The organism is Pantoea agglomerans NBRC 102470, assembly GCF_001598475.1.
Lineage (GTDB): Bacteria > Pseudomonadota > Gammaproteobacteria > Enterobacterales > Enterobacteriaceae > Pantoea > Pantoea agglomerans.
The window spans coordinates 205,818-230,100 of record NZ_BCZA01000003.1 but is presented as its reverse complement, the minus strand read 5'-3'; the positions used below and the strand labels follow the sequence as shown (position 1 = coordinate 230,100).

At 56.6% G+C, this 24,283-nt stretch carries 22 protein-coding genes; 15 read left to right on the top strand and 7 right to left on the bottom strand.

Annotated features, from left to right (window positions below; all coding sequences use genetic code 11):
* Positions 1 to 2: 2 nt before the first annotated feature.
* Positions 3 to 3,764: an NAD(P)-binding protein gene (locus tag PAG01S_RS07255; RefSeq protein WP_062758181.1), complete on the bottom strand. Its 3,762-nt coding sequence runs from the start codon at positions 3,762 to 3,764 to the stop codon at positions 3 to 5.
* 600 nt (positions 3,765 to 4,364) lie between these two features.
* Between PAG01S_RS07255 and PAG01S_RS07245 the strand changes: the two genes are divergently transcribed.
* Positions 4,365 to 5,057, top strand: a complete 693-nt coding sequence (locus tag PAG01S_RS07245) for a DUF421 domain-containing protein (RefSeq protein ID WP_010259010.1) — start codon at positions 4,365 to 4,367, stop codon at positions 5,055 to 5,057.
* Here the strand turns inward: PAG01S_RS07245 and PAG01S_RS07240 are convergent.
* Positions 5,054 to 5,806 (bottom strand): GNAT family N-acetyltransferase, encoded by a 753-nt coding sequence (locus tag PAG01S_RS07240; protein WP_010671262.1) that lies wholly within the window; start codon positions 5,804 to 5,806, stop codon positions 5,054 to 5,056. The genes PAG01S_RS07245 and PAG01S_RS07240 overlap by 4 nt on opposite strands.
* Positions 5,807 to 5,994: 188 nt before the next feature.
* Here PAG01S_RS07240 and PAG01S_RS07235 point away from each other — a divergent pair, with 188 nt between their 5' ends.
* Positions 5,995 to 6,201 (top strand): hypothetical protein, encoded by a 207-nt coding sequence (locus PAG01S_RS07235; protein WP_010259007.1) that lies wholly within the window; start codon positions 5,995 to 5,997, stop codon positions 6,199 to 6,201.
* Between the two features lie 64 nt (positions 6,202 to 6,265).
* Here the strand turns inward: PAG01S_RS07235 and PAG01S_RS07230 are convergent, their stop codons facing one another.
* Entirely contained in the window at positions 6,266 to 7,459 is a 1,194-nt protein-coding gene (locus PAG01S_RS07230) for a zinc-dependent alcohol dehydrogenase (RefSeq protein WP_062758179.1), read from the bottom strand.
* A 150-nt stretch (positions 7,460 to 7,609) separates the two neighbouring features.
* Positions 7,610 to 8,200 (bottom strand): hypothetical protein, encoded by a 591-nt coding sequence (locus PAG01S_RS07225; protein WP_033771112.1) that lies wholly within the window; start codon positions 8,198 to 8,200, stop codon positions 7,610 to 7,612.
* 364 nt (positions 8,201 to 8,564) lie between these two features.
* Between PAG01S_RS07225 and PAG01S_RS07220 the strand changes: the two genes are divergently transcribed.
* The 4 genes from PAG01S_RS07220 to PAG01S_RS07205 all read left to right on the top strand — a co-directional run bounded on the left by PAG01S_RS07220 (position 8,565) and on the right by PAG01S_RS07205 (position 12,872).
* Complete coding sequence (locus tag PAG01S_RS07220; protein WP_010671264.1) at positions 8,565 to 9,851, top strand: HAAAP family serine/threonine permease; 1,287 nt, start codon at positions 8,565 to 8,567, stop codon at positions 9,849 to 9,851.
* 241 nt (positions 9,852 to 10,092) lie between these two features.
* The gene (locus PAG01S_RS07215; RefSeq protein ID WP_033756865.1) at positions 10,093 to 11,190 is read left to right on the top strand and encodes an ABC transporter substrate-binding protein; all 1,098 of its coding nucleotides are present in this window, start codon (positions 10,093 to 10,095) and stop codon (positions 11,188 to 11,190) included.
* A gap of 278 nt (positions 11,191 to 11,468) precedes the next feature.
* Entirely contained in the window at positions 11,469 to 11,933 is a 465-nt protein-coding gene (locus PAG01S_RS07210; protein WP_010671265.1) for an RcnB family protein, read from the top strand.
* Between the two features lie 102 nt (positions 11,934 to 12,035).
* Entirely contained in the window at positions 12,036 to 12,872 is an 837-nt protein-coding gene (locus tag PAG01S_RS07205) for a Cof-type HAD-IIB family hydrolase (protein WP_033756869.1), read from the top strand.
* 165 nt (positions 12,873 to 13,037) lie between these two features.
* On the opposite strand, the gene PAG01S_RS07200 is transcribed toward PAG01S_RS07205, so the two are convergent.
* A complete protein-coding gene (locus PAG01S_RS07200) occupies positions 13,038 to 14,186 on the bottom strand; it encodes an iron-containing alcohol dehydrogenase (RefSeq protein ID WP_062758317.1) in 1,149 nt (382 codons plus the stop codon).
* A 291-nt stretch (positions 14,187 to 14,477) separates the two neighbouring features.
* Between PAG01S_RS07200 and gntT the strand changes: the two genes are divergently transcribed.
* Positions 14,478 to 15,794, top strand: coding sequence for a gluconate transporter (gntT, locus tag PAG01S_RS07195; protein ID WP_010258995.1), 1,317 nt, complete (start codon positions 14,478 to 14,480; stop codon positions 15,792 to 15,794).
* Between the two features lie 198 nt (positions 15,795 to 15,992).
* Here gntT and PAG01S_RS07190 read toward each other — a convergent pair whose 3' ends face one another.
* A complete protein-coding gene (locus PAG01S_RS07190; RefSeq protein WP_010258994.1) occupies positions 15,993 to 16,238 on the bottom strand; it encodes a hypothetical protein in 246 nt (81 codons plus the stop codon).
* A gap of 256 nt (positions 16,239 to 16,494) precedes the next feature.
* On the opposite strand from PAG01S_RS07190, the gene PAG01S_RS22810 reads away from it, so the two are divergent.
* The 3 genes from PAG01S_RS22810 (at position 16,495) to PAG01S_RS07180 (ending at position 18,403) form a co-directional block, all read left to right on the top strand.
* A complete protein-coding gene (locus PAG01S_RS22810) occupies positions 16,495 to 16,578 on the top strand; it encodes a small membrane protein YohP (RefSeq protein WP_019105993.1) in 84 nt (27 codons plus the stop codon).
* 957 nt (positions 16,579 to 17,535) lie between these two features.
* Positions 17,536 to 17,745: a transcription antiterminator/RNA stability regulator CspE gene (cspE, locus tag PAG01S_RS07185; RefSeq protein ID WP_006118399.1), complete on the top strand. Its 210-nt coding sequence runs from the start codon at positions 17,536 to 17,538 to the stop codon at positions 17,743 to 17,745.
* A 226-nt stretch (positions 17,746 to 17,971) separates the two neighbouring features.
* Positions 17,972 to 18,403 (top strand): GNAT family N-acetyltransferase, encoded by a 432-nt coding sequence (locus PAG01S_RS07180; protein WP_010258992.1) that lies wholly within the window; start codon positions 17,972 to 17,974, stop codon positions 18,401 to 18,403.
* Here the strand turns inward: PAG01S_RS07180 and PAG01S_RS07175 are convergent.
* Positions 18,381 to 19,736, bottom strand: coding sequence for an aminotransferase-like domain-containing protein (locus PAG01S_RS07175; protein ID WP_033771120.1), 1,356 nt, complete (start codon positions 19,734 to 19,736; stop codon positions 18,381 to 18,383). The genes PAG01S_RS07180 and PAG01S_RS07175 overlap by 23 nt on opposite strands.
* 120 nt (positions 19,737 to 19,856) lie before the next feature.
* Here PAG01S_RS07175 and PAG01S_RS07170 point away from each other — a divergent pair, with 120 nt between their 5' ends.
* The 5 genes from PAG01S_RS07170 to PAG01S_RS07150 are packed head-to-tail and all read left to right on the top strand — an operon-like array spanning position 19,857 to position 24,222.
* Complete coding sequence (locus PAG01S_RS07170) at positions 19,857 to 20,825, top strand: ABC transporter substrate-binding protein (RefSeq protein ID WP_033756873.1); 969 nt, start codon at positions 19,857 to 19,859, stop codon at positions 20,823 to 20,825.
* Positions 20,825 to 21,613 carry a deaminated glutathione amidase gene (locus PAG01S_RS07165; RefSeq protein ID WP_062758177.1) on the top strand — a complete coding sequence of 263 codons (789 nt, stop codon included), beginning with the start codon at positions 20,825 to 20,827 and terminating at the stop codon, positions 21,611 to 21,613. Before PAG01S_RS07170 ends, PAG01S_RS07165 begins: the two co-directional genes overlap by 1 nt.
* A 22-nt stretch (positions 21,614 to 21,635) precedes the next feature.
* A complete protein-coding gene (locus PAG01S_RS07160) occupies positions 21,636 to 22,523 on the top strand; it encodes an ABC transporter substrate-binding protein (protein ID WP_062758176.1) in 888 nt (295 codons plus the stop codon).
* Positions 22,520 to 23,455, top strand: coding sequence for an amino acid ABC transporter permease (locus PAG01S_RS07155; protein WP_052271540.1), 936 nt, complete (start codon positions 22,520 to 22,522; stop codon positions 23,453 to 23,455). The genes PAG01S_RS07160 and PAG01S_RS07155 overlap by 4 nt, the downstream gene beginning before the upstream one ends.
* On the top strand, positions 23,452 to 24,222 hold the full coding sequence (locus PAG01S_RS07150) for an amino acid ABC transporter ATP-binding protein (protein WP_045140679.1): 771 nt from the start codon (positions 23,452 to 23,454) through the stop codon (positions 24,220 to 24,222). The genes PAG01S_RS07155 and PAG01S_RS07150 overlap by 4 nt, the downstream gene beginning before the upstream one ends.
* Positions 24,223 to 24,283 lie beyond the last annotated feature (61 nt).

The window sequence follows — 24,283 nt, the reverse complement described above, 5'->3', positions numbered from 1 at the left end:
GGTCAGCCGAGCGTCCGTTCGCTGACATGCTGCAGCCGGACATTTTCGGCGGCGCGTTTACCGGCAAGGAAGGCGTGATCCGAGTTGTAATATTCCCACTCGCTGTAGCGGCCTGACAGATGAATGTCCTGGGTCAGCAGCCACTGGCGGATCAGCGCCACGTTAGCGCTGCGCGCATGGTCATAGACCACGTAGGCGTAGGGCATATCGACCTCTGAGGCACAGAGCAGCGGATCGTCCGCGGTGATCATGCCAACTCTGATGCAATCCTGACGGCAGCGCTCAATCAGCGCATCCCCCGCCAGCGGCAGCGGATTGGCCGCGTTATAGGTGATTTCGCAGGTTAAGCCGAAACCGCCCGGCGGGTTGCAGTGCGGACTCGCATTGCCCTGCACAAAGATGCGGTGAAACAGCGTATCGCCAGGATAGTAAATCCAGTGCTTTTCGGTCAGGTCGGCGCGGCCAATTCCCAGATTAACGCAGCGCACCGAGACAAACTTCAGCTGCTGCGCCGCCCGTTGCACACTATCCGGCACTTCATCGCCCATCAGTTTAATCAGCTCCGGCAGCGGCATGGTGCTGATTAATTGCTCATAACGGTAGTGGCGACCATCCGCCAGCAGCGCGACGTGCGCCTGCGGGTAGAGGCGGGTCAGGGTGGCGTCCGTTTCCAGCGTACATTTCAGGTGCGGCAAAAAGCCGGACATCAGCGCCTGGAAGCCACCGCGCAGCGGATAGCCGAAACGGGCGTTGGGGCCAACCGGTTTCGCCAGCGGTTGCAGCGCGCCATCAATGATCTGCGCCAGATCGGGCAGCGGTACGCGTCCGCCCAGCCATGAAGTTTCCATGTCGGTCAGCGGCACCTTCCACAGTTTCTGGTTGTAGGGCAGGGCAAAGTGACGCGCGATGCCTTTGCCCCAGGTGCGCATAATGAAGTGCTGGAAATCCTCTTCGCCTTCCACCACGCCTGTGCTGCTGCCCTCATCGGGGATCGCGCCATCTGCGCAGCAGTCCCGCCGTGCCCGCACCCGATCCAGTGGCACAGCGGCGGCTGCCGTTTCGCCATAACGCGCCTCGATAGCGCCCAGCACGCACTCTTTTACCACCTCGACCGGCAAGCCGTGCAGCGCGGACTGGAAGGGATAGCGGGTATAAACGCCGTCGCTGTAGACCCAGGCTTCACGCGCCTGCCAGTGCAGGTTGTCGCCCAGCAACATCTCATACAGCTGTAAGACGTACGGGTCCTGCGAGAACATAATGTGACCGGCATAGTCGAAGGTAAAACCCTGATCGTCAATCGAGCGGCACCAGCCGCCAGGGGTGCTATTTTTCTCCAGCAGCACCGCGCCTTCGCCGTAATGATAACCGGCGCTCAGCCCGGTTGGCCCGGCTCCGATAATCAGGCAGGGCACGGCTTCACTCTCCAGCATCAATGGGGTTAACGGCGTGATATTCGCCTGCGCGCTGCCCTGGCTGGCCGACCTTAGTGCGGGCTGACGCTGCGTCAGCGCCTGCTGGATCAGTCCATGAATCTGTTCAGCGGTGCGATCCCATGAGGTGGCATCGACCTTTGCCTGCATCCGTCCCGCCAGCGCCAGCCTTTCTGCGGCACCAATCGCCATTGCCTGTTCACAGGCGGCAATAAATTCCGCGTGGCTCTCTGCCACCGCCACTTCCTCTGCGTAATGCCGCGCTACGTCAATAATCGCGGTACTGACAATCGGCAGCTGCGCCGCCATATACTCCAGCACCTTGGTCGGTGAGATGTAGCGCGTCGAGGCATTGATGGCAAACGGCATCAGACAGACATCCCAGCCTGCCAGAAACTGCGGCAGCGCCTGATAGGGCTGCTGGCCGAGCCAGTGAATATTGTCGCGCTGCGGCAGGCTGGCGGGATCAATTTTTACCACCGGCCCGACCATAACAATCTGCCACTCGGGGTGGCTGTCCGCCAGCGCCGCAATCAGCGGCAGGTCTATGCGCTCATCCAGCACGCCGTAATAGCCAAGACGCTGTGCCGGAATCGCATCCTGCATCGGATGACGATTGCTGCGATCGCGCGCCTGCTCAAAGTGGATAGCATCAACGCTGCTGGGAAAGCAGTAAACCTGAGGATGTTTGTCACGCTTCGCTTCATAGAGGCTGGTGCCGCCGGTAAAGACCAGATCGGCGCGGGTCATCAGCGCGGATTCGCGCTGCTGCAGCTGGCGCGGTGCATTCTGAAAAGCGGAAAGCTCATCCATGCAGTCGTAAATCACCAGTGAGGGATCAAAAGGGGTCAGCAACGGCAGCGCCATCGGCGTATAGAACCAGATCAGCGGCTGTTCATCTTCCTCCAGCAGCGGCGTCAGCAACAGCAGCAGCGGGGCGATCTGGCTGTCGTGGAAACCAGGCGCGTCGCTGTCGGTATGCGGCTGGATCACCGTGATGTTAGCGGCAGGCGAGCTCTGATGCAGGCCCTGTGGCCCCGCCTGCCAGACCGGCTCTTCGACAAACAGCACGCGATAGTGCTGTGCCAGTCGTGTCAGTAGCTGCTGCGGACGCTGAAAAACAAATCCCCAGCGTAAATGGCTGAAAACGATGAGAACAGGTGGTTTCATAGGGTGCTCCTGACAGGGGTGTTTTGAGGAGTGGATGTGCTGCAAAAAGCGCTGCGCCTGACGTAATGCGCTGGCATAAGGTTGCTGTAGCTGGCGGGCATAGGGATCGGCCCCCAGCAGATCGAGATCCCACAAACCGCTGCGGGTCCAGAAAGTCGTCTCCTCCCATAAGGGACGATCGAGGATCGGATAGAGGCAGATGCCGTGCAGCTCAACGCCTGCCAGTTGCGCCTGCGCAACCTGCGCGGCGATCTCAAGGATCCAGCTTCCGCGTCCGCTGCCGACGTGGCTGGTTTCCGCCAGCAGCAGTGGCCGCTGATAACGCTGCCAGACCTGCTGCAGCATCCGATGCAGCGGCAGGCGTCGGCTGTCGCCCAGATGCCAGTAAAGCCGCAGGTTTGATCCCTGCTCCCACTGATTGTCGTGGTAGTAATTCACGCCAATCAGATCGAGATAGCGTGGGGCGCCGCCCAGTTCCGGGTTAAGCCTGCCGCTCAGCATGTCCCATGCCTGATACTGGGTGTCACACATCTCACGTGCCAGCACGTCGCTGGCCGGATCGGCGGGATCGGGCACGATATGGATCAGTGGATCACAGTGCAGCAGACGGGCTCGCGGATCGGCCAGCCAGATGGCATCACAGGCTGCCAGCGTAGCGCGCACCAGCTGCTGCTTGGCGGCATCCGCCCGATCCGCTTCAGGGATCGCCTCACAGGTGAACAGCCCTACCGAGATACCCCAGCTGACAAAGGAGATCTCATTCATCGGAGAGTAGACTGGCGCCTGCTGATACCAGGGGGCCAGGAAGCGGGCCAGTGCGCCACAGAAGGCGGCGAAACGGCTGACAAAGTCGTGGTCAAACAGGCTGACGCCAGCGGGCCAGCCGTAGTGGCAGATTGTCCAGCTCAGCTGAATGCCCTGCTGCTCTGCGGCCTGCATCCGGGCCGCGACCGTCGAGAAGTCATAGCGGCCATCGTGCTCACATAACCGCCAGCCGACGCTTTCGCGCACTGTGCGAATGGAAAAGGGGGCCAGCGCGGCATAATCTTCTGCTGCACGCGCCTGATGCTGGTTAAGATCGTTCATCGACAGCGCAAGGCCGGCAGGATTGATATGATCGGCACCTTCGTAGCCGGCCTGCCAGAAACTGGAAAAGGGCGTCATGGCATCTCCCGAAAAAAAGCAACACGCTCCCCGCTGACGAGCCGTCGTGAAACGGGTCAGGGCGTCAGGGTATGCATTGCAGACTGATCGATCTGACCACTCTGAACGGACGGGCGATCCATGCCATAAGCCACAGACACTGAGTTGCAGGCATCAGGGCCTGTCGCGGTGTGGACGAGTGAGATAGCAGGTATAGGCCAGTGACGCTATCGGCAGAAAAAGGCTGGCTTCTCTGGATGTTGAAAGGTTTTGCGGAAGCCTTACTGGAAAGTATAGGCAGTAAGGTTTGGTTCGCAATTTATTGAAGTAAAAGAAAAAAGCGCAGCGGTAAAAATTATCCAGCAAGAAACAGGAAGTTTTAGCATGCGGTTTTGCGAACGGCCCGATAAGCGCAGCGTGAATAGTGTCAGTGCCATTTTCAGCTTTGTTAACCTTTTCCTCAACATGCAGAGAGGTCAGACTCGCCCACTTTCGCGTTACAGCTTCGCTTGCCTTTTGGCGGGCTGGCGACAAGATTTACTTATCACTGGCCTGAATCTGCGGGTCATCAACGGGTGATGCGACGATGCGCGCCCCCTAAAACAGGATGTTTTACAGACTATGTTCTCATTCGACTGGCACCGTTTCTTACTTAACGATCAACCGGCCACCTTTTTGTTTGAGGTGGTGGTACGGGTCATGATCGCCTATCTGGTGGTGTTCACCTTTCTGAAAGTCTCAGGACGACGCGGCGTGCGCCAGCTGTCGCTGTTCGAGCTGGTGGTGATCCTGACGCTGGGTTCCGCGTCCGGTGATGTGACATTTTACGATGATGTGCCGGTACTGCCGGTCATTATGGTGTTTGTAGTCCTGCTGGCGCTCTACCGCTTCACGACCTGGCTGACGGCGCACAGCCCGCGCTTTTCACGGCTTATTCAGGGCGACGTGATTACCCTGATTAAAGAGGGATTGTATGTGCTGGAGAGTCTGGATCGTCTGAATATTTCTGAAGATGAGTTTTATATGGAGTTACGGCAGAGTGGTGTGGAGCATCTGGGGCAGATCCGGCTGGCGCTGGTGGAGGTCGATGGTCAGCTCAGCCTCTATTTCTACGATGACGATGAGATGCGCGCCGGGTTAAGCGTACTGCCTCCTGAGCACCGGCAGGATTACAGCACTGTGCCGGTCAGCGCGCTCTATGCCTGCACCCATTGCGGCCAGACGCAGATCATTGAGGCTGAGCAGCAGGCTGTCTGCCCGCGCTGTCAGCGACAGCGCTGGTCCGCGGCACTGACCGTGCGTCGGCTGCATTAATCGCCAGCATCCGCTCCGCGTTCAGGACTTGTCGCGTTTGCATCAGCCGGGTTAACGTCGGCGAAGCAGGCGCTGAGCGGGCGCTTTTGCTGTCCCCCGGCAGCGAAATTATCCGCACTTAGCCAGGCACTCAGGGCGCGCTGAACATCTGGCCATTCACGGTCAATAATTGATAGCCAGTCGGTATCGCGATTACGCTGTTTACGCGTCATAACCTGACGAAAACGGCCCTCAAAGCGGAACCCCAGCCGTTCTGCTGCGCGTCGTGATGCGATATTGGTTGAATCACAGCGCCACGCCACTCGCCGATAGCCGAGCGAGAAAGCCTGTTGCAGCAGCAGATAAATCGCCTCGCTGCCGATGACACTGCGCTGCATCAGCGGCGACCAGGTGACGTGACCGATTTCAACAGTGCCGTGTCCCGGCTCAATGCTGGCGAAGCAGACCACGCCGCAGGGCTGCTGATTTGGCGAGCAGACCGTGAAGGACACCAGGGCCGCATCCGCCACTTTATCCGCAATCCAGTGCTGCATCTGCGGCAGAGAGGCGGGCCGCTCTGCGCTCAGCCAGGTCCAGTCGCGATCATCCGGTGCCAGCATAAATGCCTGCAATAGCGGTTCTGCATGATCGATGCTTAGCGGCAGGAGAAGGCAGTGCTGACCCGTGAGTGGCATACAGGGTGGTCTGGTGACCGGTTGCCAGTCGGGCAGAGCCTCACCGACCGGCTGATCAAACTGATTGAGGTTCAATAGCATTCTCCTGAAAGAAAACGGACGGTTAGCCGGGAAACTTATGATGCCGGGCTGACGGACTATCCTGAACCGCGGTTAAACCCGTCGCAGCTTGTTCCCGCTTACCACATAACTTTGCCTGTTACTGACAGAAAATGAAAACCCTTCGGGCAGCATAGCGGCACCGTTACCAAAGAGGTGTGCGTATGAAAGTGAGGCTGGCCAGTGCATTACTGTTTTTGCTGTTATCGTTTGGCGCGTTTTCACAACAGGTGATCAGCGAAAGTCATCCCCATTCACGCAGTGCGCGATGGCTGGAGCAGGGCAGTCAGGTTGATACGGCGGATTCGCCGGATGAACATCTGCTGGAGAGGCGGGAGTGGCGAAGCAGCCTGCAACGCAAGCCGTTCTGAGATGAGATCCCCGGCGGAAAACAGCCGGGGAGCCAGGGTTAAGCGTTTCAGACCCATTGTGAAATTATATTGTGGCCTGTGTCGCTGCCATGCCAGGCACCAGAATCACCTTGCGGCACTCCTCTTCACGTTTGGCGAAAATATCGTAGCCACGCGCAGCATCTTCCAGCGGCAGATGGTGGGTCACAATCTCTTCCGGCGTCAGATGGCCCTGTTCGATCAGCTTCAGCAGGTCGGGCAGATAAGCGTGTACGTGGGTCTGTCCCATCTTAAAGGTCAGCCCTTTGTCAAAGGCGTCACCAAACAGGAAGCCGTGAATGAATCCGGCATAGACGCCCGGCACGCTGACGATACCGCCACGCCTTACTGCGGCAATACACTGACGCAACGCTTTACCGCTGCTGCCTTCTAGTTTGAGATTGGTGAGCACGGTTTCGGTCATGCTGCCTTTTGCCTCGAATCCTACTGCATCAATCACTGCATCCACACCGCGATTTCCGGTGCTGTGTTCGATAATCCAGCCGGCCGGGTCATCGTTCTCATCGAAGTTAATCGGGATAACACCGTAGCGCTCACGGGCAAAGTTTAAGCGGTAGTTGTTGTGGTCGATCATGTAGATCTGTTCGGCACCCTGCTGTCGGGCGCAGGCGGCACTGAGCAGGCCAACCGGTCCGGCACCGAAAATCGCCAGGCTGGAGCCGGGTTTCACCTCGGCGTTTTTCACCGCCTGCCACGCGGTGGGCAGAATGTCTGACAGGAACAGCACTTTCTCATCCGACAGCACCGACGGCACTTTAAACGGGCCGGTATTGGCTTTCGGCACCCGGACATATTCCGCCTGTCCACCAGGCACACCGCCATAGAGTTTGCTGAAACCAAACAGGGCCGCGGGCGGCGTGATGTTTTTCCGGTTCAGGATGGCACCCCGTCCGCTGTTGGTATTTTCACAGGCAGCATACTGGCTCATCAGGCAGAAAAAACAGTCGCCACAGGCGATAACAAACGGAATCACCACCCGATCGCCTTTGGCCACGGCGGTCACTGCGCTGCCTGCTTCAACCACTTCGCCCATAAACTCATGACCAAAGATATCTCCGTGCCCGGTACCGGGGATTTTGCCGCGGTAAAGGTGCAGGTCTGAACCGCAAATAGCGGTGGCGGTCACACGCAGAATAATGTCATCTGCGGCTTCCAGACCGGGATCGGGAACGTTATCGACGCTGACTTTATGGGGGCCGTGATAAGTTAATGCTTTCATCTGTTCATCTCCTGATGATTAGGGGACGGCGGCCAGACCAGAAGGCGTGGCCACGCACGGGAAAGACTCAGGAAACCTGAAATCGAAACCTGCCTGAAGTGTAGTAATCCTTTAAGGAGTAAGCAGAGCGGTGCAGCAGGCTGGCCAGTTTCAGCCGGGCTGACAGGGCGGCTGCACCTGCGTTGTGGCGACCGTTACGGCTCGGGTGTCAGGTTGCCAGAGAGCGAGGTCGGCAAACGCACGACGATAAACCGTGTCGATTTGTGCCGGAACCTGTTCGATGTAGTGCCAGGCATGCTCACGCGTTTCACCGGTGAGCTGCTGCAGATAGTGCCGCGCGTCGTCCAGCGTCGGGATCTGGCCTTCGACACCCGCCATGCGGGCAGGCAGACCGGTCCAGATCAGACCTTCTATGCCTTTGGTCTTAGCCCACTCTGCCAGTGGTCCCGCTGAGGTCGCTGTCACCGTCATCATCCCGATGCCATCGATACGACTGTCCGGAATGGCCTCACGGAGGCGCAATGCGCGGCAGGCGCTCTCAAGTGAGGCGGTATTCAGCCATGCCCAGTACACCGGCACCGGGCTGGCGTTAAGGCAGATCGCGGTCGACAGCTCGCCGCCGTCAGCGATGCGCACAAACTCAATCGGTAGCTCAGGACCATCATGATGCCACTGACTGGCCACCGGCAGTGCGCCAGCTTTCCAGATTAACGATCCCCATCCGAGGCAGGCAATTTTCATTCTCTTCTCCAGTGCACCTGTCGGCGTGATCGCGACAGAATCTGTTTAAGCGTAGCCCGTTGCGCTGATCCGTTACAGGGATCACCTTTTTAGGGGCGGTAAAACCGCCACAAAGATGGCATGATCGCCGCGCAGTCACTTTGCACAACCTGACGATTTTTTCAGCAATCCATGCATGTTTATCTGCACGGCTTGAACTTTTATCGTCAGGTAGTGTAAAAAGTGGCGCACGCAATCGATTACCTATGCACGGGCGGGTCAGCATCACGTTGACTGATCCGGTTGCAGCTGAGGCGCAGAGTGGGGCGGACATTTGCCTGCCTGACGGCTCAGGTTACTGGCGGCTTTTAAAACGGAAGATCTGATGAAAACCACGCAAACTGGCACGCTGGGCGCGCTTGAGAGTGACGTCGATACGGGATGGCGTAAAACCGACACCATGTGGATGCTGGGTTTATACGGCACGGCGATTGGGGCGGGTGTGCTGTTCCTGCCTATCAATGCTGGCGTCGGCGGGCTGATCCCGCTGATCATCATGGCGATACTGGCGTTTCCGCTGACCTTTTTTGCGCACCGCGCCCTGACCCGATTCGTTCTCTCCGGTAAAAATCCGGCCGGGGATATCACCGAGGTGGTCGAGGAGCATTTTGGTGTTGGTGCGGGCAAGCTGATTACGCTGCTCTATTTCTTCGCTATCTACCCGATTCTGCTGATGTACAGCGTAGCGATCACCAACACGGTTGAGAGCCTGATGGTGAATCAGCTCGGCCTGGTGCCGCCACCGCGTGTGCTGCTGTCGCTGCTGCTGATTGTCGGACTGATGACCATTGTGCGTTTCGGCGAGAAGATGATTGTCAAAGCGATGAGCGTGCTGGTTTATCCCTTTGTGGCGGTGCTGATGCTGATGGCCTGCTATCTGATCCCGCACTGGCACGGCGCTGTGCTTTCGACCCTGAACGTTCAGCCCGCGGGCAGCAGCCTGTGGATGACGCTGTGGCTGGCGATTCCGGTGATGGTCTTCTCCTTTAATCACTCGCCGATTATCTCCTCATTCGCGCTGGCAAAGCGGGAAGAGTATGGCGATGCCGCAGAGAAAAAGTGTTCGCGCATTCTGGCCTGCTCGCACCTGATGATGGTGGTGACGGTGATGTTCTTTGTCTTCAGCTGCGTGCTGAGCCTGTCGCCTGAAGATTTACACGCCGCCAAGGCGCAGAACATCACCATTCTTTCCTATCTGGCGAACCATTTTAAGGTGCCGATGATCGCCTGGCTGGGACCGCTGATTGCCATTGTGGCGATCACGAAATCGTTTCTCGGTCACTATCTTGGTGCGCGCGAAGGATTTAACGGCATGGTTAATAAGGCGCTGCGCAGTCGCGGCAAAACCATCGCGCCCGCCAGACTGAATCGCCTGACCGGACTCTTTATGCTGCTGACGACCTGGCTGGTGGCAACGCTGGATCCCAATATTCTCGGCATGATTGAGACGCTTGGCGGGCCGGTCATTGCGATGATTCTGTTCCTGATGCCGATGTACGCTATCCAGAAGGTACCCGCGATGCGGAAGTACAGCGGTCATATCAGCAATCTGTTTGTCGTGCTGATCGGACTGATTGCCATCTCCGCAATCTTCTATTCGCTGGTGAAGTAACACTTAGCGCAACAGGCGCATCTCAATCCCCCTGGGATGCGCCTGCCATTCTGCCCGCCCTTCGCCATTCTCTCTATGCACCTCCACGTATTCAGCGATATCGCTCCCTGATTTAAGCCCGCTGCCGCGTTGTTAATGTCGCCTCTCAGACGCATCTGGTTAGCAATAGTTACATTTGGTACTTATCAGCATGGTAGAGTTAACGCGAATAATTATTATTCCCTAAAAGGACAGGAGAAAAATGAAAATCGGGATAGTTGCTGCCACCACACTTTTACTGTCAACCGCCTGTGCGGCTACCACCTATCCGGTCACGGTGACCGATATGGATGGTCAGAAAATTACGCTGCAAAAAGAGCCGCAGCATGTGATTTTACAGGATGGGCGTGACGTGATGGCGCTGGCATTACTGGATCGCCAGAACCCGTTTCAGCGTGTCGTTGCCTGGAACAACCTGCCGAAAAAGCAGGATACCCAGACCTGGGACCTGCTGAAGCAGCGCTGGCCGCAGGCGGCATCGATTGTTGATATGGGCTTTAACGATCAGGGGCAGGTCAATCTGGAGAGCGTGCTGGCGAAGCAGCCCGATCTGATGATTGCGCAGCTGCGCGCCAAACCGGCCCTGACGCAGTCAGGCGTGCTCGCCACCCTGAAAAATCTCCATATCCCGGTGCTGTTCCTTGATGTTGAACTTCATCCGAAAGAGAACACCCTGAAGAGCGTGAAAGTGCTGGGCACCGTTCTGAATCGCGAAGCCGAGGCGAAAGCTTACGCCGATTTTTACCAGCAGCGCTGGCAGATGCTTCAGCAGAAGATTGCGCAGGTGCCGCACAAGCCAACCGTGTTTATTGAACCGATTGCCGGTAACAGCGACAACTGCTGCTTTACACACGGTCATAACGGCTGGGGCGCGCTGGTGGAAGCGGTCGGTGGCAAGAATATCGGTTCTGCACTGCTGCCCGGCAGCTCAGGATTTGTGTCGCTGGAGAAGATTATCGCCATGAAGCCGGACGTCTATATCATGACCGGCTCTAAACGCCCGAACAGTAACGTGCTGCCGTTTGGTTACGGTGCCAGTCAGACCGACGTGACCGCCACCTTTAACCGCCTGCAGAGCCGCACCGGTCTGGAGCAGATCGAACCGGTGAAACAGAAACGGGTGTATGGCGTTTATCACCATTTCTATAATCACCCTTACAACATTATCGGCATGGAAATTCTGGCAAAAGATCTCTATCCGGAAGTGTTCCGCGATCTGGACCCGACGGCTGATTACCACCACATCGTGACGCACTTTACCGGGTTACCGGATGCGCCAGTGATCCTCAGCACGCCATAACCGCAAAAATGTCAGGGTGCGTTTCAGCATCCTGACTTTTCATCGGCCATCATCCGTCAACCAGAGCGTGATTTTCAGACAGCGCAGGTTGCCCGGTTAACCTCTGGATTGCGTCAGCAACGTTGTCATCGCATGTCCTGTGTTAAGAAAGCGCTAAGCAAGCGTAATAGTGTGTAAGTTACCGGATTTTAAGACTTTTACAGATGTTTCCCGCCACAATTATTGCCATGATGCCGATCAACGGTGCCTGAACAGCCGTTATTTTCGGAGGCAGTATCATGAAAAAAACAACATTAACGCTTATCGCTTCACTTTTGACATGCAGCACACTCTTTTCTCAGGCCTCACGGGCAGACGATCGTGATGACGCGCACCGCAAGCCTGTGCCGCATCAGAACGGTGACCATCGTGCTGACAATCGCGGTTCTGACCAGAATCAGGAGCGTGGCAACAACCGTCATGACAGCGTCAATCATCGCCCGGATCAGGACAACAACGGTCGGGGCAGAGAGGCACGTAATGATCGCGACCATTTCGCCTGGCAGGGGCACGACTTCCGTCGCGGGCATCCTGTCCCGCAGGCGTACCGCGGCGACCATTACCGCGTAGCCGACTGGCATGAGCGCGGTCTGCGTGAACCACCGCGCGGTTATCACTGGGCAAACATCGACGGCAACTATGTGCTGATTGCTGCCGCAACCGGGGTAATTACCGCGCTGGTGCTGAACAGCGCCCTGAACTGATCCCCAGGGGATGGCTGCGGCCATCCCTCTTTCTTTCCGTTTTGCTGCGCCAGCGGCTATCCTGACACTCCACGCTGAAATTTCCCTGTGTAAGGAGTCATGATGACGACGGTTAAGATGGTTGCGGTAGATATGGATGGCACCTTTCTGGACGATAACAAGCAGTACAATCGATCCCGCTTTCTCGACTGCTATCAGCAACTCACCGCCCGTGACATCAAATTTGTGGTGGCCAGCGGCAATCAGTATTACCAGCTCAAATCATTTTTCCCGGAGATCGCCAGCGATATCGCCTTTGTAGCCGAAAACGGCGCATGGATTATCGATCGTGATGAGGAACTGTTTTGTGGTGCCTTTGAACGCCGCGATGTTGACGCGGTAATCGATACCCTGCAAAACGGCGACTATCCGGGTCTGCGTTACCTGCTGTGTGGCCGGGAGAGCGCCTGGTACTTCGACGGCATGGAAGAGAACTGGCTGAAGAAGATGCGCCATTACTGTCACCGGCTGAAGCCGATTCATCATCTGGATGAGGTGCAGCATGACCGGCTGTTTAAGTTCGCGCTGAATCTCTCTGATGACTATATCGAGCCACTGATGGCGGATATTGAACGTCTGCATCAGGGGCGTGTGGCAGCGACCTCAAGCGGTCACGGCTCGGTGGATTTGATCGTGCCGGGGAATCATAAAGCGCACGGTCTGGATCTGCTGGCACAACGCTGGGGGATCGCGCACGACCAGGTGCTGGCCTTTGGTGATGGCGGTAACGATCTGGAGATGCTCAGACAGTCTGGCTTCAGTTTTGCCATGGACAACGCGCCACAGCGGGTGAAACAGGCGGCACGCTATGCCGCGCCTTCTAACAACGAGCAGGGCGTGCTGCAGGTGATTGAGCAGATGCTGGCAGGTGAGGGGCCTTTTAGCGCCACGCAGGCTTAGCCGCCTGGCGCTGCGATTAAGCCAGGGCGGTTAGCGCCGTGATTCAGCCAGCCGCCTGGCTCAGAGAGCGGGTGCAACAGGATAGCGCTGAGGAGCAGCAAAGCCGGGCGAGGCTGGCAGGCCCGGTTGTGCCTGGTCAGTGAAGGCGGACAGCGCGGCTCCTGATCACGCCGTGATTTGCCAGGCCTGCGCGATCATCATCTGCATCTGTTCGCGGCTGTAATTCACCAGCGAATTTTTGCTGTTGGCTCGCGCCAGAATCCACTCCACCTCGGCGCGGCTCAGTGAAGGGCCATCCTGCCAGAATGGGGTGATCGCCTGCTGCTGCAGCCACTGTTTCAGAAACTGCGCCGGTGAGTCCGTAGTTTCGCTGAACAGCTGCGGGTGCAGTTCCGCCATCAGCTTACGCTGTAGTGGCTGTTCGCTGTCGGACAACAGATCCAGGAACGGAAACAGCAGACGTCCGCACACTTCACCGTGATGGAACGGCTTTATCGCGCCCAGTTCACCTGCAATACCGTGGATCACCCCCAGACCCGCACTGCTGAGACTGACACCGCCCAGCCACGACGCCATCATCATCGCTTCCCGTGCCTCGTCGCCAGCAGCATCCTCACGATTAAGGGCAGGCCAGGCCTGAACAAACTGACGCAGGCCGGTCAGCGCCAGCTGTCGGGTAAAGAGGTTGCCTTTGCCGGAGAGATACGCTTCGAACAGGTGGGTAAACGCATCAATACCGCAGGTCGCCAGCACCCGGTCAGGCGCACCTTTCAGCAGATCGGCATCGAGAATTGCCACCTCCGGCACAAAGACCGGGTGGCGCAGTGACGCTTTTATCTGAATGTCACGCTGATCAGTCACTACCGCATTTTGCGTCACTTCACTGCCGGTACCGGCGGTGGTCGGAATAGCAATCAGCGGCAACGTGATGGGCTGAACCGCGGTGTCACCCACTTTTTCCAGATAGCGGGCGGTTGGCAATGGGTGTTGTACCATCGCGCTAAATGCTTTCGCCGCATCCAGTACGCTCCCGCCGCCAATCGCGACGACCCGATCGACATGACCGCGCCAGCGCGCAACCCAGCCATCAATCTCGGCGGGTGAGGCTTCATGACTGACAATTTCATAGCCAATAATATGATCGTTGAGTCCGGCTTTTAGCCGGGCATATGCGGGGCCTTGCAGAAAAGATTGTCCACAAAACAGCAGGGTAGGCTGTGGCCGGGCGGTCAGCAGCGGCACCAGTTTATCCAGGCTGCCCCGGCCAAAGAGGGTTCGTTGATTACTGTACAGCTCACTCAGGTTCTCACTCACCAGCGCATCCTTTTTACATTTCGCTAAAATCTGAGTGTAACGAAAAGCAAGGCGCCGGGACTGGCAAACTTTCTGATAACGCATTGGCAAAAAGTTGATCACCTTCTCAAAACAGAAATTCACCCCCGGCGGGGTGGTGCTTTCCTGCTGATGTTACCCTTAACATGTTATCGGTAACAGCGTTTGTCGGGATGTGTAAACATCTTACAGCGCACTGTTTTGTAGCCCTCAGGGGATCATGATAATAAACCGACACTGAATGATGTTCAGTGCACAAGGTGGAGAAAAGCTATGCCATTACTCTATGTGGCGATTGGCGTCGCGTTACTGCTGCTGCTGATGATTCGCTTTAAGCTTAATGGATTTATCGCGCTGATCCTGGTGGCGCTGGCGGTCGGTGTGATGCAGGGCATGCCGGTTAATAAAGTGATTACCTCAATCAAAGCGGGCGTGGGTGGCACACTGGGCAGCCTGGCGCTGATCATGGGCTTTGGTGCCATGCTCGGTAAATTGCTGGCCGACTGCGGCGGTGCGCAGCGTATTGCCACCACCCTGATTGAAAAATTCGGCACTAAGCATATTCAGTGGGCGCTGGTGCTGACCGGTTTTATCGTCGGATTTGCGCTGTTCTATGAAGTCGGCTTTGTACTGATGCTGCCACTAGTGTTCAGCGTTGCGGCGTCGGCACGTGTGCCGCTGCTCTATGTCGGGGTGCCGATGGCGGCTGCGCTGTCAGTGACGCACGGCTTTCTTCCGCCGCATCCTGGCCCGACCGCAATCGCGACGCTGTTTAACGCTGACATGGGTAAAACGCTGCTGTTTGGTACGCTGCTGGGTATTCCTACGGTGATTCTGGCGGGTCCGGTCTACGCCCGCTTCCTGAAAGGCATCGACAAACCGATTCCTGAGGGTCTCTATAACCCGAAAACCTTTACCGAGGCGGAAATGCCTGGGTTTGGCGTCAGCGTCTGGACGGCACTGGTACCTGTGGTGCTGATGGCGCTGCGTGCGGTGGCAGAGATGCTGCTGCCTAAAGGCCATGTGCTGCTGCCCTATGCGGAGTTCTTTGGCGACCCGGTGATGGCGACACTGATTGCGGTGCTGATTGCAATCTTCACCTTTGGACTGAATCGCGGTCGCACGATGGAACAGGTCATGGATACCCTGACCGACTCGATCAAAATCATCGCCATGATGTTGTTGATCATCGGCGGCGGTGGTGCCTTCAAACAGGTGCTGGTGGACAGCGGCGTGGATAAATATATTGCCAGCATGATGCATTCTACTCAGCTGTCGCCAATCTTTATGGCCTGGTCGATTGCCGCGGTGCTGCGTATTGCTCTGGGGTCTGCCACGGTAGCGGCCATTACCGCCGGGGGAATTGTGGCACCGCTGATTGTCACCAGCGGCGCCAGCCCGGAACTGATGGTCATCGCCGTAGGGTCCGGCAGCGTGATCTTCTCGCACGTTAATGACCCGGGCTTCTGGCTGTTCAAAGAGTATTTCAACCTGACGATTGGCGAAACCATCCGCTCCTGGTCGGCGCTGGAAACCATTATTTCGGTCTGTGGTCTGGTGGGTTGCCTGCTGCTCTCCTGGGCGATTTAACTTCTGGCCGCTGGCAAGCCTGCCAGCGGCTCTCTGCTTTCGCGTCTCTCCCGCTGCCTCTTTGAGCTTTGAACATCCCGTCGCGCTTGCTGCCCCTGTTGCCGGTTAAACCGGAAAGGCGGGATGTGCGGGACAGACAGCATAAAAAAGGCCGCAAGGTGCGGCCTGACAGAGAAGATTCAGTCTGAATCTGCCACGTTAATGAGGCGGTTCAAAACCGGCTTTCACCATCTGTTCCCGCAGCGCGTGTGCAATGTCACGGTTGCCACCGGTAACGGGGTAGATAACGTTATTCACCACATCATCAAGGTAGTGCTCGTCAAACTCCTGCAGAGAGAGCTGCGTGCCGCCTTCATCGTTGATGGCGAAAGTCCCTTTGATGTGGTTACCGCTGTTTTTTGCCTTGAGGCTGTAGCGGCCCATGCTGGTATTAATCGTGCTCATAAGATCTCCTCGCGACTCATTTTCAATCTCATCACTCTTGAGGCCTGCCTTGCCGCCTAAATTTTAGCCAGGAGTGTTCTGTAAAACGAAGAAAGAGAGCCGTTAAAAAGTGGTGTTGCGATCGTTATCTCAGAATTTAAATAAAGCTCAGGGTTGATGAACTTATGACCAGTTGAGCCGTAAGTGAAGCGGCAGGGCGCATTTTCCTGTCTATAATGCTTACAGGAAAAGTGTTTAATTGGTGAGGGGAAAGGAAATGAAAATTATTCTGTGGATTATTGCGATCATTTTTATCGTTGGCTTACTGACCCTGACAGGGGTGTTCAAACTGATTTTCTGATATCTGTTAACGCTTTAGCAACAGCGGGCACCTAATCAGGTGCCCGCAATGTTTTCTGGCTGGCCAACAGAGCGTCTGTAATGGGATCCATCGGCGTATTGGGCAGCAGATCCTGTGAGCCCAGAGGTTTCTTACAGTATGCGCAGCAGGCACCATGAAAGTTTCGCTGGCCCTCGCGGTAATCAGTAAAAACGAATCGGGCGCTTCCACATTGACCGCAACGTATCTTCATCACCATCCTGTGTCTCCCCCTCCTTTTACTCAGCATTAACGGATACCTGTGCCTGGCCGGTTAAGCGGACTTTATCTATTGCGCGGCAATATTATTTCGCACTGCGATAAGAAAAGTAGTTTCTTATGCTTTTGATTGTTTGTTGCCAAATGCGCATTCGGCCACTAAAAAGCATTTCATTGATCCAGATCAGTGTTTATTAGTTGTTGGCTAAAATATCCGCGAATAGCCTGCCATGACTGATGATAATGGCACAGCCGACTCATTTTTTTTGGCGAGGGAGCGGGATCTTCGCCAGTGAATTTAAGATTTATCGTACAATAAATAGCCACTGGCAGGACGCAGGCCTGAAAAAGCAGAAAAACGGGTTTAAGGTCATGGGACTTACCGTCCGGATGATAGAAAAAAATTGACCTTTTACCGGCGTAAACGTCATTAAGAACAGGAATATATCTTAATCAGATTTTTCTTTTTAACGTCAGTAACGTAACCGCTTAAAATTAAAAAGGGTTTCGTTTCCAGCAGGTTAGTGACCGATACCCGCTCTGCGCCTGATACGCGTTGAGCGATGTTTCGCAAGTCGAAAAGCAGGAAAGTGTGATGGATGTACAGAATGTCGATATTTATCACTTTTTCATCAAATCATGCTGGACAAATCCCTCAGCAATTGCTGTACTAGACCCCGACACAGTTTAGTGTCCATTTTTCATGTAAAGGTAATATAGATGTCTAAGATCAAAGGTAACGTTAAGTGGTTTAATGAATCTAAAGGATTCGGTTTCATTACTCCTGAAGATGGCAGCAAAGATGTATTCGTACATTTCTCTGCAATCCAGAGCAACGGCTTCAAAACTCTGGCTGAAGGTCAGCGCGTAGAGTTTGAAATCACCGACGGCGCTAAAGGCCCATCTGCTGCTAACGTTATCAGTCTGTAAGTTAACAGTCAGAATTCTAAAAACCCGCCTTATGGCGGGTTTTTTTATGGCTGTAATCTGCGCTTCATCCCCCCTGTCGTACTCTCACTCTCGGCGTGTTGGCGCACAAACTGCGCGGCGGTTCACACTAAATAACCGTAACATATTTATAACAACCCGAGATGCAGCTTTTTGGCTTGCGACGCTATATAACTGTGCGACAGAACCCGGTGAGTGAGGAGGCAGGATGAACATACGTCAGGCAGAGTTGAAAGACAGTTTTGCGTTGAGTGCATTACTGAGCGAGTTAGGCTACGGCGGCACTGAAAGCTTTATTGAACAGCGCCTGGCGCAGTTATGCAGCGATCCCAGTGAAGCGCTGTTGGTGGCTGAACATGGCAGTCAGGTGCTGGGGTTTCTCTCCTTACATTTTATTCCTCAGCTGGCGCTGGCCGGTGATTTCGCCCGCATCAGCTATTTCTGCATTGCAGAAGGTGAGCGCAGTAAAGGCGTCGGCCAGCAGCTGATTCAGCATGCCGAAATGCTGGCGGCTCGTCGTGGCTGCGATCGCATGGAAGTCCATTGCCATCAGTCACGTCTCAAGGCGAACCAGTTCTACGCCCGTGAAGGCTATGTTGAATCCCCCTGTTATCTCATCAAAGATCTGCAAGCGAGTTAAATTCCCGTCCGCTGGCGATGACCAGCGCCCCGGCAATCATCTCCCGCTGTTCATCCCTGAGGCTGGCGATACTGACGCGAATAAATTGGGTTGGGCCGAGCCGACAGCGCTCGCCTGGCACGACCGCAATACCGCGGGCAGCCAGCGTGATCATGGCAAACTGCTCTGAAGTCACCGGAATATAGAGGCTTAATCCGTCGCGAAGCGGCAGATCAAGTCCACGCTGTGCCAGCGCCGCGAGCAACGCTTCACGCCGTTGCCGGTAGGTCGCGCGTGCGGTAGCGATCTGCCGTTGCGTTTCCTCATCCTCCAGCAGCCACGCCACCGCATCCTGCAGAATGCGGCTGGTCCAGCTGACGCCAAAATTTCGCCATGACTGAATGCGCCTGACCATCTCCGAGGTGGCAGAGAGCACTGCCAGCCGCAGGTCCGGTCCATAGGCTTTGGAAAACGAACGGACGTGCAGCGTGCGTTCAGGAAAGATTGAACCCAGGCTCCAGCTCGCCTCCGCGGAGAGATCGCCAATACCATCATCCTCAACGATCAGTGTGTTGCTCTGTTGCAGAACCTGCGCCATTGCCTGACGTCGCGCCGGGCTGATGCTGTTCCCGGTGGCCGAGTGGGTGCGGGGCTGATAGATCAACATTACCGGTGCCTGCTCCAGCAGAAGAGAAAGAACCTCTGGCAGCGGGCCTTGATCATCACACGCCAGCGGCAGAATCTCTGCGCCGACGTTATCCAGTATATCGAGCAGCCGGGTCGCGGTCGGATCTTCAATAATCACGCGGTCTCCCGGCGAGACCAGGGTTTGCACCAGCAGATTCATCGCGTCAAAACCGCCATCTGTCGCCAGAAACGCCTCTGCAGCATAGGGCCAGCGCGGCGCGATCGCCTGAAGCAGCGGCGCGGAAATCGCCTCACGGGTGTAGCTGTTGAGCTGCGGTGAGTGCAGGGCCGCCTGCAGCGCACGCTGCAGGTCAGGCAGCAGGGCGGGGTCGGGCGCGGCGAGGGTCAGATCGGCGCGGATGTTATCACCGTAGTTGCCGATCTTCTCAAAGCGAATCGGACGCGGCATCACCGTATTACTACTGACCCAGACACCACTGCGCCCCTTGCCCGCCAGCACTTTCTGCTTTCTTAGTTGCGCCCAGGCAGCAGAAACGGTTGCCGGGCTGACACCCAGCTGCTCCGCTATCTCCCGCACCGCAGGCATCTGCATACCTGTCGCGATCTGTCCGTCACGAATCAGCGCGGAGGCTGCCTGTGCAATGCCTTTCACTGAAGGCGATTTTATCTGGCTGCAAAACCAGTTGAGGTCGACGCTCTCTGTCATAAGAAAATACTTTGTTCAGTAACAAATTAATGATTGTTCAGGTAAGTATTCCGGATCTAGTATCAAATTCAAGCACTATTTTATGCCCCGTCCCGACGGTGCAGCGTAAACGGAGAGATCATGGCAAGGCTACTCATCAGACTGGCGGTACGCGACTGGGACTACTTTACCCCGCTGGCGCTGGGCGATATCAGACCAGAAGGTTTTGAACTGCAGATCGACCGCGTCGGCACACTTGTGAATGATCTGGCGACCAGCCCCGACTATGACGCGGGCGAAGTCTCCTTCAGCCGCTATGCTCAGGGCCGGGCCAGAGGAGACGAAACACTGCTTGGCCTGCCACACTTCCTGATGCGCGGCTTCCGCCAGCGCTGCATTATCACCACCAGCAGCAGCCCCATCACCACGCCTGCGCAGCTGAAAGGTAAGAGAATCGGCGTCACCGGCTGGCAGGATTCGGGCAATACCTGGACACGCACGGTGCTGCGTGAAGCAGGCGTCGAAATCGATGATGTGTTCTGGTATGCCGGTCGTCTTACAGCCGATCATCCGATTGTCGATCGGCTGGCGGGATTTGGCCGCCCGGGCCGCATTGAACCCGCGCCTGACGAGCGACCGCTGATAGAGATGCTGCAGGCGGGTGAGCTGGATGCCATCTTCACGCCATTTATGCCGGAGGGCTTTTTCCTGCCGGGTTCGGGATTACGTCAGCTGCAGACCGATTTTTATCAGGCGGAGCGGGACTACTTTAATCGTGTCGGCTATGTGCCGGGCATCCACATTCTGGCGCTGAAACCGGCACTGGCGGCGGCGCATCCGTGGCTGCCTGCGGCGTTAAGTGAGGTCATCGATCGCTCTTACCGGCTGTGGATGCAGAAAAGAGAGAAATATGCCGACACCACGCCGTGGCTGCTGGACGATTTGCGACGCACTGCGCAGGAATTGCCCGCTGACTGGAATCAGAATGGTTTTAGCGTTAACAGAAAGATGATTGCGGACTTTGGCCGTGAGCTCTATGAGCAAGGGCTGACTCATCAGGTACTGACGCCGGAAGCAATGTTTCCGGCCGCTGCGGGAGAAGAGAAATGATGAAAGTAGCACTGGGACAATTTGCGGTGAGCCGCGAATGGCAGGAGAACGCCCGTATCTGTCTGGACTTAATGCAGCGGGCAGCAGAAGGTGGCGCCGATCTGCTGGTACTGCCGGAAGGGGTGCTGGCACGTGATATAGCCGACCCCGATTTAGTGCTGAAGGCGGCGCAGCCGCTGGATGGTCCTTTTCTGAGCCAGCTGCTGGCCGCCAGCAAGCATACTGCGCTGACCACCATGATGAGCATTCACGTTCCCACCGGGGAGCAAAAAGCGCTCAACGTGCTGGTAGCGATCCGCAACGGTGAGATCATCGCCGCCTATGAAAAGCTGCATCTGTACGATGCCTTTGCGATGCAGGAGTCGCAGCGGGTCAATCCCGGCCACGTCATTCCGCCGCTGATTGAGGTCGCGGGTATGAAAGTCGGATTAATGACCTGCTATGACGTGCGCTTCCCTGAGCTGGCGCGTCGGCTGGTGCTGGATGGTGCAGAGGTGCTGGTGCTGCCTGCCGCCTGGGTTAAAGGTCCGCTGAAAGAGATGCACTGGGAACTGCTTACCCGTGCCCGCGCGCTGGAGAACACCTGCTATATGGTGGCGGTGGGGGAGTGTGGCCCGCGCAATATCGGCAACAGTCTGGTGGTCGATCCGCTGGGCGTAGCGGTGGCGAATGCGGCGGAATCGCCGGCGCTGCTGTTTGCCGATCTCGATCCTGAGCGCGTCGCCTATGCCCGCCAGGTGCTGCCGGTACTGGAAAACCGGCGCTTTGCCCGTCCCGAACTCAACTGATCCGCTGAACCAGGAATCCATTATGACGAAGAGAGCAACCGCCTTAATCGTGGCGCTGGGGCTGACTGCATCCCTGGCGCAGGCTGCCGACGCTATTCCGGTGCAAAAAGTTGACCAGGCCCTGCATGACAGGCTGCCAGATGAGATCAAAAAATCGGGCAAAATGATTTCAGTGAATAACGGTTCATTTCCGCCCTATGAAATTGTGAATGGCCCGCACTCAATGGAGGGCGCGTCGGCCGAATTAACGACTGCACTGGCACAACTGCTGGGTGTGCAGATCGAGCATGCGACGGTGAGTGGTTTATCAGGCGTACTCACCGGCATCAATGCGGGTCGTTATCAGCTGGCGATTGGGCCGATTGGTGATTATCCGGACCGTCAGCAGAAAGTGGATTTCATCGATTTTGTGCAGGAGTTTGTGGTGTTTGGCGTGCAGAAGGGCAATCCGGCCAGAATCAATCAGCTGGACGACACCTGCGGCAAGCGCATTGCCGTTATGGCCGCTGGCTCTGCGGAACAGGTTATCCGTAAGCAGTCAGCCCGGTGTGTGGCCGACGGGAAACCGGCCGTGACGGTGCAGGCCTTTACCGATCAGCCTTCATCAATTCTGGCGGTACGCTCTAAACGCTCCGATGCGTTCTTCTCATCACAGGCGCCGCTGACTTACTTTGTTAATCAGGCGAAGGGGCAACTTGAGCTGGCGGGCAAAGGGCAGAAAAACGGCTTTGGCGATATTTTCCAGGGCACGGTGGTGCCGAAAGGCTCGCCGCTGGGTCAGGTGGTGCTGGATGCCTACAAAGAGCTGTATCAGAACGGGACGTATGCGGCCATCATGAAAAAGTGGCAGCTTGAGGGCAACATGACCACCGCACCCGGACTGAATCTGGCGAAAGAGGCCAGCAAATGAGCCCGCCGCGCCATCTGCACAGCGGCGAGGCACAGCTGCGCGACGTGGCGTTCGCTCGCAGCGCCCCCACTTACGGACGCTGGATCAGCTGGATTTTAGTGCTGGTGATCGGCACCAATCTATTGTGGCTGGTGGCGACCAACCCTAATTTTGAATGGCAGGTGGTACTCAAGTGGTTTACCGAAGGATCCGTGCTCAAAGGGTTGCAGGTCACTCTGGGGCTGACAGTGGTGTCGATGGTGCTCGGCACGCTGCTCGGTCTGCTGCTGGGCGTCTGGCGGCTCTCTGAGAACCGGTTGCTGCGCGGCGTTGCCGGACTCTATATCTGGTTCTTTCGTGGCACGCCGCTACTGGTACAGCTGATCTTCTGGTACAACCTTTCTACGCTGTTTCCGGCGCTGTCGCTGACGCTGCCGTGGACCGATATCACGCTGGCCAGCTGGAATACCAACGATCTGATCACCCCACTGACAGCCGCTATTGCCGGGCTGGCGCTGAATGAAGCGGCCTATATGGCGGAAATTATTCGCGCCGGTCTGCTGTCGGTGGATAACGGTCAGGTAGAGACTACCCAGGCCTTTGGTATGAGTCGTTCACGGGCGCTGCGGCGCATCATCATTCCTCAGGCGATGCGATCGATTATTCCACCCACCGGCAACCAGCTGATCAGCATGATCAAGGCGACGTCGCTGGTCAGCGTGATCGCAATGGGCGATCTGCTCTATTCGGTGCAGGCCATCTACAACCGTACCTTCGAGATCATCCCGATGCTGATGGTGGCGGTGATCTGGTATCTGCTGATCACCTCGATCCTCAATCTGGGCCAGTCCGCCATCGAGCGTTACTACGCGCGTGGTACTCGTCGGGTGGCCAGCGCCCCCAGACGCGCCGCCGTCGCCGCTAACGCGCAACCCCAGCAGGAGGAGCAATGAGTCAGCGTGAACCCCTGGTCTGCGCCCGCAACGTGCAGAAAAATTACGGCGACAATCAGGTTCTGAAAGGGATCGATCTGGATGTCTGGCCCGGTGAGGTAGTGGTGATCCTCGGGCCGTCCGGTTCCGGTAAATCCACGTTTCTGCGCTGCATCAATCATCTTGAAGAGATGAACGCCGGATCGATTCGGGTCGGTGATGAGCAGATCGGGTATGTACTTAAAGGGCATGTGCTGCACCGGTTGTCGCCACGCCAGATCGCCCGTCAGCGCCAGAAAATTGGCATGGTGTTTCAGCAGTTCAATCTCTACCCCCATATGACCGTGCTGCAGAACATCACTGAAGCGCCCATCGGCGTGCATAAATTCCCGCGTCAGGAGGCGATGGCCCATGCCCGATCGCTGCTGGCGACGGTGGGATTAAGCGATAAAGCGGACGCCTGGCCACGTCACCTCTCGGGCGGACAGCAACAGCGTGTGGCGATTGCGCGGGCGCTGGCGATTAAGCCGCAGCTGATGCTGTTTGATGAGCCGACCTCCGCGCTCGATCCGGAACTGGTGGGCGAAGTGCTGGCGACCATGCGTGCCCTGGCCGACCAGGGATTAACGATGATTGTGGTGACTCATGAGATTAGCTTTGCGCGGGAAGCCGCCGATCGCGTGGTCTTTATGGATGGGGGTGTGGTGGTGGAGCAGGGCACGCCTGAAGAGGTGATCGCGAATCCACAGCATCCGCGCACCCAGGCGTTCCTGAGTCGCTTCATCTGAGATCTTACTCTGTTACAGATTCCAGTTGTCGCCGCAGGCAAACTGCGCGTAAATATCAGTC